General features: G+C 54.1%; 10 protein-coding genes. 2 read left to right on the top strand and 8 right to left on the bottom strand.

The genetic code is table 11. The annotated features are described in order from the left end of the window. The first annotated feature begins 51 nt into the window (after window positions 1-51). Entirely contained in the window at window positions 52-615 is a 564-nt protein-coding gene (locus tag BUB30_RS24055) for a Crp/Fnr family transcriptional regulator (RefSeq protein WP_073139171.1), read from the top strand. Window positions 616-684: 69 nt separating this feature from the next. Further along, window positions 685-1,233, top strand: a complete 549-nt coding sequence (locus tag BUB30_RS24050) for a carboxymuconolactone decarboxylase family protein (protein ID WP_143165057.1) — start codon at window positions 685-687, stop codon at window positions 1,231-1,233. Window positions 1,234-1,243: 10 nt separating this feature from the next. Here the strand turns inward: BUB30_RS24050 and BUB30_RS24045 are convergent, their stop codons facing one another. The 8 genes from BUB30_RS24045 to BUB30_RS24010 form a co-directional block, all read right to left on the bottom strand. Next, window positions 1,244-2,572 carry an ATP-binding protein gene (locus tag BUB30_RS24045; protein WP_073139165.1) on the bottom strand — a complete coding sequence of 443 codons (1,329 nt, stop codon included), beginning with the start codon at window positions 2,570-2,572 and terminating at the stop codon, window positions 1,244-1,246. Window positions 2,573-2,624: 52 nt separating this feature from the next. Continuing rightward, window positions 2,625-3,581, bottom strand: coding sequence for an eCIS core domain-containing protein (locus BUB30_RS24040; RefSeq protein WP_073139162.1), 957 nt, complete (start codon window positions 3,579-3,581; stop codon window positions 2,625-2,627). 22 nt (window positions 3,582-3,603) lie between these two features. Further along, window positions 3,604-3,963 (bottom strand): hypothetical protein, encoded by a 360-nt coding sequence (locus tag BUB30_RS35280; RefSeq protein ID WP_073139159.1) that lies wholly within the window; start codon window positions 3,961-3,963, stop codon window positions 3,604-3,606. Further along, window positions 3,960-5,474: an eCIS core domain-containing protein gene (locus BUB30_RS24030; RefSeq protein ID WP_073139157.1), complete on the bottom strand. Its 1,515-nt coding sequence runs from the start codon at window positions 5,472-5,474 to the stop codon at window positions 3,960-3,962. The genes BUB30_RS35280 and BUB30_RS24030 overlap by 4 nt, the downstream gene beginning before the upstream one ends. A 1-nt stretch (window position 5,475) precedes the next feature. Continuing rightward, on the bottom strand, window positions 5,476-7,128 hold the full coding sequence (locus BUB30_RS24025; protein ID WP_073139154.1) for an eCIS core domain-containing M35 family metalloendopeptidase: 1,653 nt from the start codon (window positions 7,126-7,128) through the stop codon (window positions 5,476-5,478). Window positions 7,129-7,156: 28 nt separating this feature from the next. Then, entirely contained in the window at window positions 7,157-8,992 is a 1,836-nt protein-coding gene (locus BUB30_RS24020; RefSeq protein WP_084138335.1) for an eCIS core domain-containing M35 family metalloendopeptidase, read from the bottom strand. 118 nt (window positions 8,993-9,110) lie between these two features. Further along, window positions 9,111-11,078, bottom strand: coding sequence for an eCIS core domain-containing protein (locus BUB30_RS35275; RefSeq protein ID WP_073139149.1), 1,968 nt, complete (start codon window positions 11,076-11,078; stop codon window positions 9,111-9,113). Window positions 11,079-11,134: 56 nt separating this feature from the next. Beyond that, complete coding sequence (locus tag BUB30_RS24010; RefSeq protein WP_143165056.1) at window positions 11,135-12,142, bottom strand: hypothetical protein; 1,008 nt, start codon at window positions 12,140-12,142, stop codon at window positions 11,135-11,137. Window positions 12,143-12,146: the final 4 nt, after the last annotated feature.

Here is a 12,146-nt window from a genome sequence, read left to right as displayed (position 1 = left end):
GGTCTCTCCATCCGGTCTTGCGCAGAACGAACGGAAACCGTAATATGAACAATGGAAAAATTTTTTAATGTCGTTTCCGCGTTAACGCCACTTTCCGCAGACAGCCAACAAGCGCTCGCGGCGATCCTAAAAAAGCATGAGCTGAGAAAGGGCCATATCCTGGTCCATCAAAACTCGGTTTGCAATCATTTGTACTTTGTCGAACGCGGGCTCACCCGCACGTATTATTACAACGACGGCAAAGACGTCACCGATTGGATCAGCCCAGAAAATACGTTTGCCTGCTCCATCGTCAGCTATATCTCGCGCAAACCCGACCGGCGACAGATCGAATTGCTGGAGCCTTCCGTGCTTTGGTCGCTCCAATATTATGAAGCGGAACAACTCTGCGCCAAACACCACGACATCGAACACATGATCCGGCTCCTGGTTAGCTCCGGTCTCATCCAGCTCCAACAACGGTTTGACGATCTTCATTTTGCGACGGCCCTGCAACGCTACCAAACCTTGATGAAAGAAAATCCTTCCCTCATCCAACGAGTGCCGCTAGGCATGATCGCCTCCTACCTGGGCATCACGCAGGAAACGCTGAGCCGCATCCGGTCGCAGGTTTGACTTTTTGATAAATGTCAAAGGACGCCAATGCGCGTGATCCTAGCTTTGTTCCAACAAAAACAAAGTCAAATGAACACAACCGTCCCCAGGTTAGCCCCGGTTGAAAATCCGGGAGGCCTCACCTTGAAAATCGCTTACTTCCTAAGCAAAAAACAATTTGGAAAAGTGATCGCGCCGCTACGATATATCTATGCGCGAAGCATCCCGGCACTGATGACTTCGGTGAAGATCTTTAATGCCGAAAAGAAATTGAGTCTTCCAAAAGAAACAAAGCTCTTCATCCGCTATTACACCTCGCACCTGAATGACTGCCCCTTTTGTTCGAACAGCTCCGAATTCATGGCCGACAAGGAAAGGCTAGCGCTCCAGCAATGGAAAGAGTTTATGAACTTCAGGAACAGCCCCAGATTTTCGGATAAAGAAAAAGCCCTCCTGGCCTATCTCGAAGAAGTGAATTTCACCAAAAGCGCCACCGACGCAACCTTTGAAACGCTCCGCAAACATTACTCCGAAAAAGAAGTGGTCGAGATCACGTGGTTGAATGCCACCGAAAATTATTACAACCTGATGGCCAAACCATTGGGGCTGACATCGGATGGTCTGAAGTATGGCCAGTAGCGAGCACCTCTCACTGTAAACGATTCTCCTTCATCAATTCCCTTTTAATGCCGTTGCCAATGTCGTCGCTGGTGATGCCTCCGTTCTGACGGGCCATCGCATAAAGACTGGCATATTGCATGATGTTGCTAATGGCGGAGCCACTGAACTCATACTTATCCGCGTACGATTTGAGATTGACATCGGCCTGCAGCGCAACGGTTTCGGGAACATTTTTCTTCCAGAGACAAAGTCGTTCCACAGCGTCGGGCATGGGAAAGTGAATGATGGCGTTGAACCTTCGCAGAAAGGCCTGGTCGATGTTGTTCTTGAAATTAGAGGCAAGCACAATCAGCCCTGGAAAATCTTCAATACGCTGTAGCAAATAGCTCACCTCCTGGTTGGCGTACTTGTCGTGTGCGTTGGAAATACCGCTGCGTTTCCCAAACAGGGCGTCGGCCTCATCGAAGAACAGGATCCAGTTCTTGTTTTCAGCCTTGGCGAAAATTTTCTCCAGGTTCTTTTCCGTCTCGCCGATAAATTTGCTCACCACCTGCGACAGATCGATCCGGTAGACGTCCTTGTTAAATTGTTTGCCCAGCAACGAGGCGGTCAGGGTTTTGCCCGTGCCCGGCGAACCGTAGAACAAGACGCGATAGCCCCGTTTCAATTTTCGCGCGATCGACGGATCTTGTTCCAGGCGATGATGGTGTTCGAGCCACATCTTGATGTCGTCGATATAGAGTTGTGTGGTGGGGTGCAGCACGGCGTCATCCCAGTGCATCCCGGTGTCGATGCGCTTGGCGGGGAAGTCGGGACTGAAGGCGGGGGCGTAGACCTTTCCCATGGTGAGCCACTCCACGTATTCCTGCGACAACATAATCCGGCCGCTCATTCGCGGCTCGCCTTCCTTTACCGCTTCGAGCGTGAGGATGTTCTCCTTGTGAAAAAAATGATCGGTCGAAAAATATTGCGCCACCTGCAGGCGGCCGGCCAGGTCGTTGCCCGCTAAAATGAACTGGGCAGTTTCGCCCGTGGGCAACATGCCCCGGTGGTTGTTCAATTTCACGCCGCCGATCTCCGGGAACTCACCACCTTGGGGAATAAATCGCTGCACGATGGCGTCTATAAAATTCGGCTGAAGGTGTGGCACCAGCGCCAGCAGCAGCGTAGTGTATTCTTCGATGTTGAGTTTGTGTTGAAGCAGGAAGTGATTGAGGGGCGCATCGTCGGGCGCAATCTTCAATTCGGGAAAGGCAAAACCTTCGTCCGTTTTATTAAAGTGGGCTTGCAGCCGCTGGTCCACAATTTCACCCAGGTAGCCGAGGGAGAGGATGATATTTTGATGAAGGTTTTGCACGCTGTAAAACTTTAAATTGAGTCGCCCGCTACCGGTATCCCCACGTTCTGGCTCAAGCCTTGCAGGAGACGGTGGTAAAATTCATTTTTCCCAACAGTTCACACGTGTACGTATAGCAACGCACCCTGGAGGGCAGATGGTTGGTACTGGAAGGCGACACCTGCACAAACACTTTCTGGTTGCCCAATTTCTGCACGGTGATGGCGGAACCGTCCACATAATGAACACGGCAACCGCCATCATCCGAGACTTCTATGCTTGAAACCGCGGGGAGAGTATTGAATTCCGTCACCATGAAATGCTCGGCCACTTTGATGCAAAAACTTTGCGGGTCGCTCTCCTGACCTTTGCAGTCGCCTTCCTTCGGGTCTGCTTGCCGATCGCCGCCGGTGGGCCCCGTGGTGTCTGCCTCCTCGCGCTGCACGGCCGTCGACGTGGCGGCGCCTTGCTGCACGACGTGCGTCAGTTCATGGGCCAGCAGGCGTTGACCACTCGCTGACGAAGGATTGAACTGCCCGGTGTTGAAGACGATATGATTTCCGCTGGTGTAGGCCAAAGCATTGATCGCAGCCGCCGATTTTGCAGCCACGGTGCCGGTGTGGATCTTCACCTGGCCAAAGTCGTAGCCAAAACGTTTTTCCATCGACCCGCGCACCGCGCCTTCAAGGGTATGTCCGCCAGTTCGCAGGGCATCGTCGACGATGGATGGCGCGGTGTGTTCCTGCGAGGATCGGCCGGTATCTTTGCGTTGCAACTTTTCTTCTTCTTCACAATGCGCGCATTTGGCCTGGACCAGCGGGCTGATCGCGTGGCCAAGCCCCGTTGCCTGCGCGTTGTTCACCACGGCATTCGCCACCGCGTCGGCCTCGCGCTCATAGACATCGTCGACGGGACCGATCGAGAGCTTCGGCTGAAAAAAAGGCACGTTTGTTCGCAGCGTCTGCCGGTGGAAAAAATGATGGCGCCGGCTATCCTGCGTGGACGATGATGTGGTTGAGAGGGTTTTCATTTTTTGTTTGTCGTTTACATTATCAGAATAAATGCATTCGCCTTTTTTCGAAGTGCAACAAGACGCCTTCGCGGAAGTTGAAACACTGGTACCAATCGGTTTCCCGCTGCGGTGCCATCCCCGTTTTTTCCAGGCAGGGATAGAACCACGAGACAGCACCGCGCTCATCGTTGCCCACCACGCCGTGCGGCTCGCCCAACACTTCTCTCACCTCATCGACCCGCAGGCCCGCGTGAATAAAATTCAAACACGCCCACGCCAACCGCTCGTCTATAGCATTGACAATTCCTGGATACCTTTTTTCCGGATAGGAATAGTCATCTATTTCCTTCTTCAGCAACGCGAGCACTTCCGCTTTCTCTTGGTTCTTCACAGTTGTCATGTGTGTTGTATGATCTTGTAGTTCGTGCTGCCGCCGGGTTTCTTGGATGCTGTTCCGGTCACATAGGTGTGCAGCATCTGTCCCGTGAATCTCGACCGCTTATTGAATTGCCATACACCGCCGGGCACCCCCCAACCTCCCGCGGTGTTGGGATCAAACAAGTGGGAGTCGGCAAACTCCACCACCTGTATGGCACTCATGGTGTACTCACGCTCCGTGAACGTGGCCTCGTCGATGTTTCGCTTTTTGGCCACATCTTTTTTGAAGAGCCCAGACGAATATAACTCCTGGCCAGTATTTAACCAGCTCCGGGTGCCCAGTAAATCTCCGGCCCGCATCAGTTCAACGTTGTCAAAGGCCACCGTCTCCTTCCCGATCTTGGGGTGAGCCGCCTTGATATCGGCCATGATGGACGTGACCAATTCCAAGCCTTTGCGGTTCATGTCCACGTAGTGCGTTTGGGGTCTGCTGGCGCTGGGGCCATAATTCTTCTCGAGGTATTCTTGCGGATTGGCGCCCGACGTTGTGGTGACGCCGCTCAATCCCGCGATGGTCGACCTTTCCAATCCGCCTGCCCCCGCGCCAAATACCGGCGTCAGCTCCGGATCGTGGGGTGCGTCCAGCACGTCGGATGCCAGGGGGAACGGGTTCGTCGCGCTGGTGCAGACGGTGTTCAGATCGAGAATGGCGTGAATGCATTCGTGCACAATGGTGTCTACCAACTCCAACGGATTGCTGGCATGTTCCGGGCGCGATGGATTTACCGTCAGGTCTCCCGGACCACTTCCCGACGACGGGCTGAATCCGCCAAACAAATCCACCAGCGTTCCCCGCACCCGTTGTTGAATCCGGGCGACGTGGAAATCGATTGTTCCCGCCGGGCACTTGGATAGGTAGTCGATCAGCGGTATAAATTTTGGGTGCGTAAAAAGTTGTTTGACCACGGCGGCATGATCGCTGCTGATGGCTTCGAGATCCTTTCTGAAATCGGCTACCCCCGATCGTTGAATGACGGGTTTTCGATGCAGGTTTTTACTTTGTTGCACGACGTGTGTCAACTCATGACCGAGCAGTTTTTTGCCGCTGTCGGTGCCGGGAGCATATTGTCCTTTGTTGAATACAATGTTATTCCCCGACGTGTAGGCCAAAGCCTGAACAGACTCCGCCGATCGTACCGCCGTCGCGTCGGTGTGGATCTTCACGTTGCTGAAATCGACACCATAGTGGGGTTCATAAAACGCGCGCACCGCTTTCGGCAAAGGCTGACCTTTGTTGTCCAGGCCTGATACGTATTGCTCGAGTCCTTCGCTCGCGATTGTCTCATGCGTACCGGCTTCTTTGCGCTGCACCAGGGAATCCGTGTGCTGATCGCGCGCATCGGTTACGGGAGGGATGGCGTATGGAGGCCGGGTAACGGGTTTAAAAAATGCAGACGTCCCGTCATAGGGAAAGAAAGTGTTCTTCGTTTTCCCGTGCGTTGGCGAGGGTGGCATGGATGAATGTTTCCGCATGTCAAAAACCGGTTAACACTCCGGGCCCCGGCCAGAAGCGCGTGTTCAGTGCTTGTGCCAACCGGGCCAGCGATTGGGCCCGGGCCTCGTCTACGCCGCCATAGCGCATCAGGATCAATTCATAGATGGTCAGCATGCGGGAATCTTCATTCAAACCAAAAAGCGCCGGGCAAAGGTGAAGCGTTTCCGCCGTGATGAAAAGGAAGTAGCGGTAGTAACCACCAACCCCTGCGTCACAACTCTGTTCGCATTCAAACGTGAGGGCTGAGCGCAGCCGGTTGTAGACGCCGTCGTAGGCCGATTTCGCGGCCGCGATCTGTGCCGCCGTGGTGCCACCGAGGTGGGTGGTTTGCAGATCCTGCCATTGTGAAAGCATCGTGGGGCGCGCGTCGCTGGTCATCACCTGTGCATTTCTGTTCCAACGCTCTATACTCGCCAAGGCTCTGCGGGCGGGAATCGATTGCTGGTCCTGACAATCATTCATGGCATCGACGGGCGCCGTCGTGGTGAATGTAACTCCGGTGCCTACTTCGTGCGTGAAGTTCTCATACGAGTCCGCATTAGTCAAGGCTTCGTCGGTGGTCAGTCTGTCGTACATCCGGTCGCTGAGGTATGCCCGATCGGTGATGAAAGTATTGCCCGTTAAAGAGTGCGCCATTTCATGAATAACCGCCGCGGCTTGCCAGGTGCTGGAGCCGGTGAAGAATGAGGGACAAAAGACAAACAGGTTTCCCGTCACGTATGCACCGGCAGCGCCGCAGCTTGTATCGGTGGCGGTGTGACACTCCGTTGTCATGTTTGGGTTCGTGGTCATATTTGACAAAATCCGTCGCAGGATCCCGAGCACGCGCCGCGCCGTCTCTTCGCTCGACGATCGGAAGTGTCTTTGCAACGAAGTCTGTATGCCCGGTTGTGCTGCGGGGTTGCGGATGAAACCGTCTAGACCCCTGATCGCCGTCATCAGCCATCCGCTCGCGGTTTGCACGGCTGGCACAATGGCGTGGTGCTGATCCAAACTGCACGCGCCCGGCGTGTTGGCCACCGTCACCTCGGTGGTGGTGTCGCGTTGCACCGTGTCCCCCATTTTCTTCTGCTGCACAACATGCGTCAGCTCATGACCCAACAACCTTCTCCCCTCCCCGGTGTGTGGTGCATATTGTTCACTATTGAATACGATATTATTTCCCGTGGTGTAGGCCCGTGCGTTGATGGATTGCGCCGACTTTGCCGCCACGGTATCGCGGTGTATTTTCACCTGGCTAAAATCATAGCCAAACCGGGGTTCATAATAATTCCGCACATCGTTGGGCAAGGGCTGGCCGGTGCCGCTCAAGCTGCTCACATAACTTTCAAACGAACTATCGACACCCCCTTCGCCTTCACGACCTTCCTTTCGTTGCACTTTTTCTTCTTCGTGACATGCTGCACAATGACGTTGCACGATGGGCATGCGCTGCAGGGCAGGTGTAGTATTACCCGGACGCGTCACCTTCTCCGCGGCCGTATCCGCCGCGTGTTCATAGACATCATCGACCAGACCAACGGCCCGTTTGGGTTGAAAGAAAGTCGCTTGCTTTTTTTCTTTCGATCCAAAGAATGCTCCCTTCGATTTCGGGTCTTTTCCCGTAGTTCTTCCTGATTCAATTTGTACCATGCTGCTGTTTTACATCTTTGTCAATGATCTATGGCGTTCGCGGTCGATTCTGTTGTTGTTGTTGTTGTTGTTGATTCCTGAACTGTTGATCGCTGTCGATATGTTGCTGCGCGCTCGTGGTGGTGGGTGCGGGAATGGTGGCGTTGGCAAACGAACGGGCACCGTCCACATAATCAAACACGCGCGACAACGTGAATCCCGTCACGATCCACGATGGCCGGCCAATCAAAAAAGCAGCATAGATGGTGCGGATGCGATCGTCGCTTGAAAGCGTGAACCAATCCGGGCACAAGGTCACCGTGTTTTGTGTCGAGATGGTCCGCAACGTGACGGCCGTCGTAGACACTTTGCCATGATCCGAATAGGCGACGGCGCCGTTGCAATTTCTGTCCGTCGCGGGAGGGCAGGCAAAATCCCACGTGGTGGCATCAAAGCCGCTGCGCTTCAGCGTTTGGAAAGCGTCGCGCAACGCCACGAGTTGTGCCGTGGTGGTGATGTTGGGGAACGCCGCGTTCAACTCGGCAAGGTTTCCTGAATTCAAGGTACTGAGTGCGGCGGTGCCGTTGAGCAGTGTCACATCCGTGTCGAGGTCGCTCAGAGCGAAGTGGTTCCATTGATCGGCGCGGGCAAACGCTTCCAGGACAACCGCGGGCTGTGTGCACGATGCCGCGGTGGTGTCGACCGGTGGATTGGAGAGTGTGGACGTGGATCTTGTCCGCAGCAATTCGGCCAGGGTGCCATAGGAGTCGGCGTTGTCCAGGGCCTCCTCCGGCGAGAGGTAGCGGAAGGCGCGGTCGTCGCGATAGGCGCGATCGCGCACACCGCCATTCGCCTGCACGGTATTGCTGATGCCCACCTGTGGTATGGTGGCATGAATGAGTTCGTGAATGAACGTGGCAATGGGCCGGCTGCCGGGGATGCCCACGGAACACATGGTGAGCGCAAAGGGGCTTCTCACAAACGCAGCCGTGAACGAAGCGCCACCCGACGTGCAAAACTGACCATTGCAATCAATGCTGATGCGTCCGCTGGCGCGTAGCAATTGTGCCAGGAGCAGGAATCTCCGGCGGATCACTTCTACATAACGCAGGTCGGTGGTATGAAATGATTCCCGCAAGGCCCGGGCGATGCGCGCATACCCGGGACGTGGTGCGACCACGGAGGCGAAGACTTCGTCGGCATCGTACTCCAGCAACTGTTGATAGATATCGTCCAACCACACCAGGGCCTCATTGACAATGTCCATGATGTCTGCCGCGTTGCAAGAGGGGTCGATTGTCACTGTGGTCGGCACTGTCGGTGGCGTCGTGGCCGTTGTGGGCGGGGTTGTCGCCGTTCCCGGAGGGCCATCTTGGCGTTGGACACTTTGCTGCAACGACGAGGGCCCTGCGCTTCCCTGTTGAACGACGTGTGTTAATTCGTGCGCCAGCAATTTTTTCCCGGGTGTCGTGTGCGGTTGATACTGGCCTTCGCCGAAAACAATATGCTCCCCATGGGTATACGCCAACGCATTTATACTTCGCGATGAGGCGTGCGCCGGTGCATCGTCGTGAATTTTTACTTTACTGAAATCATACCCTAGCTTGGGCTCAAAGAAACTCCTCGTCTCGCTGGGGAAGGACTGCCCGCCGTTGTTCAGCCCTCTTACATAGTGTTCCAGAGGGTTGCCTGCCCGCACTTCGCCAGGGCCACCTTCCTTGCGTTGTAATTTTTCCTCTTCCTCTTCACCGTGCGCACATTTGCGTTGGAGAGCTAGCGGCGGGGTAAAAACCGGTTTAAAAAAAAGCTCCTTCTCTCCCGGTCTTGCAAAGGCCTGAGCCCTTCGGTCTTTATTCGGTGTAGATATGGTGGAACATTTTTCCATGTCGATCTATCGCTTCCTTGTTTGGTTGTATCTGTTCAAATCACCTGGTGCATTCTGTATCATGATAGTCACCGGCATCCTCTCGCTACACCTGCCCGCGAGTTTTACCTCCCCGGACCTAAGCGGTTTGTCCGCCAGGAGGCAGGGGGGGCGGGCGAGGTGCATCGAAGGTGAACACAGAAATTGTTCCTGTCAAACAACAATCCGGCCCGGCGCTTGCCGGCACCCAAATATTCAAATAATATTCTCCCTTCTCGAGCTGCTTCCAGGTGAGGGTCACCGGCTTACCTGCGGGAACCTTCGTTGTACTGATTTCATCATCGAAGACCAGATTATCCTTTTCCAAACTCACAAAATAATCATCCGTCGAACAGCCGGGTGGTCGTGATGCACGCAACGTAATTTTCAGACCACCATTGTCGACTGGAAAAACACGTGACTTCAACAGCCTTTCGCAGACACTGATGGTGCTATTAAAATCCGCCAATTCCTTTGGCAAAAGCGGTGGCGCCATCACGGAGCCGCCCAACGACCTTGGACAATTGGGCACGGGCTCGGAACTGGTAAACGTGTCTCCATCGATCCGAGGGCCCCGCGACCCGGTGCGCATATCCATTAATCCATAATTGACGGTGATCGATTGTGTGAAGAAGTCTGCACCCGGGACGTAAGAATCTACTTTTGATTCATACCAGAGCACCTGGTTCAAATCGTAAACACGCATGAGCGCCGGTTCTTCTACTTTTGCATTCATTTGTCTATTCACGGAACTATGCGCAATGATAATATTCAACCGGTCATTACCAGGCCCGTGGAGATTTCGCAAAATAGACCGGTGCCGCGGTGTCATGCCATGAAGCATATGCACCGGTAGCCAAAATCGACCCAGTCCCAATTTTTTGATACACTTGAATTGCTCCGGGTAGACACGCCAATTGGCCAATGAACCTCGTGTATTTCCGGGACACCGGGTTAACGGTTCGGCGATCACCGTGCCTGCTTGTCCTGTAGGTCCCGCAGAAAAACTAACATGGGTCAATGGCATCCGCGTACTGCCACAAACGTTTTTGTCTTCATCCTCCGGATCAGGTGCAACCGGAGGAAGCGGGGGATATGGACGGGGATCAGGTTGTGGTTTGGGTGATGGCCCTGGGTCGGGACCAGGGTCTGGCGCAGGATCCGGTTCGACTGCAGGCTCCTCTTCCATTTCCGGTTCGATATCCATCTCCGGGTCTCCAATTTCAACTTCCGGGGGCATGGGTATAAATGGGGGAAGCGGCCCGATCTCAGGTATAGGTATGGGTTTCACACCTTCAAAGGGCATAGGCCTTGCGAAGGGTGGTGCTTCCCATGGAATAGTCACCTGCCGCTGTATGGTATGGGGCGTCTCTGAACCGATTGATTTAATGGATGTCACTTCGGGGTCCGTCTGAGACGACTCATCAGAGTCTGCTTTTTTTAAAATTGAATCTTGCGCGCCTGCATGACCACCTCCTTGTTGCACGACATGGGTGAGCTCATGGGCCAGTAATTTTTTTCCGCTGATCGATCCGGCTGAATATTGGTTGTGATTAAAAACAATATGATGCCCGGAAGTATATGCCAGCGCATTGATCGACTGCGCCGACTTCGCGGCCACCGTATCAGCATGTACTTTTACTTTACTAAAGTCGTACCCGAATTTTGGTTCGTAGAAATTTCTGACCTCGCCAGGCAATGACTCCCCCCCGCTGTCCAGGTTGCCGACATAGTGTTCGAACGCATCGCTGACCGAAGCCTCACCTCCCTGTGCTTCTTTTCGTTGCAAACGCTCCTCTTCCTCGCAAGCAGCGCATTTGCGTTGAATCGCAAGGGGTGAAATTTTGAGTTGTATCGATCTGCTATCGTCCATGCGCATAATGTGATCGGCAACAGCATCCGCTTCGCGCTCATAGACATCGTCGGTCGGGCCAATGGCGAGCTTGGGTTGAAAAAAACTGGCGTCGCATTTTGGTTGGTCAACCGGCCCGGCCGGTCGTTTCTGCCCCTGGAAAAACGGCGTCGTCTTCCTGACATCGGTGTGTGCTAATGGAACTTTTGTAACCATGCCTGTTTTTTATTCGTGCACATTATGGACGTATGAAAGACATTTCGTGCGCGACGTTATTCCTGTTTTGACTCCATCTTGAGTTGTATGATCATCCCTTCAGCGCCTTCCTGCTCCTTGCCGAACGTAGCGATCAGCAGCGTGTTGTCCTCACTCAGCGCCATGGCACTGGGGGCGTCGAGACCGGAGATCAACGGATGCGTTTTCCCAGGATCCTTTGGATCGAGCACCGACAATTTTCCCGTTCCCGAAGTGCCAAACTCTCCAAATTCCAAAAGCAGCAGCAACCCGTTTGGCAGGGCGGTGACGCCCACCAAATTGGAAAAACCTGTCGCCACAGTTTTGGGCTCGATCGTCATTCCCTCGGGTCGCCAGCGGATGAGCGATCCATCTTGTTTGCCCGTGCCCACCACGGCGCCAAACACATCTCCTGTCTGTGCATCCTCTGCCATTCCTTCCACACCCGACGCCACTTCGAAGACGGGTTTTAAGGGATTGGGATTGATGCGATCCCAGGGGCCCTGGTAAACGGCTTTCGTGCCACCCGTTGCCACGAGTATGCCGCCTTTGGTCAGCAAAATTCCAAAGGGATTTGTCGACTCCGTTCGTTGTAGTTCTATTTCACGTCCTTTCTTCACCGTCGTGGGAAAAGTAGCGGCATCAAACAAAAAAATGTGGCCACTGTCTTGCGCGGCGGCCACGAGCCAGCTTTTATCGGGAGTCACCGTAAGACCCAGCACGCTGATGGTGTAGCCACCGTAGTTGTCGGTGCCGAATCCTTCAATCAGCGGAATGGTTTTCCCTTCTTTGAGTTCATAGAGAATTCCCTTTCCGCTCTCCGCAAAAATGATCCTGCTGCCGTCAAAGCAAGGCGCCGCCGGGTTGTTGAGGTGGTCCAGCAACACTTCGGGCTTTGAACGGATCTTTACCAAAGAATTTTCGTGCAGCACCAGCTTGTCCAGCCTGGGATCCTTCTTGCACGACGAAAGACAACACAGGCCGACAGCGATCAATATCCCGCATAGCGCTGGCGTTGTTCGGTATGATGTTTTAGCGCGATCCATTTTT

Origin of the sequence: Chryseolinea serpens, from assembly GCF_900129725.1 — a bacterium.
Classification (GTDB): Bacteria; Bacteroidota; Bacteroidia; order Cytophagales; family Cyclobacteriaceae; genus Chryseolinea; species Chryseolinea serpens.
This window is presented reverse-complemented; position numbering and strand designations above follow the sequence as displayed.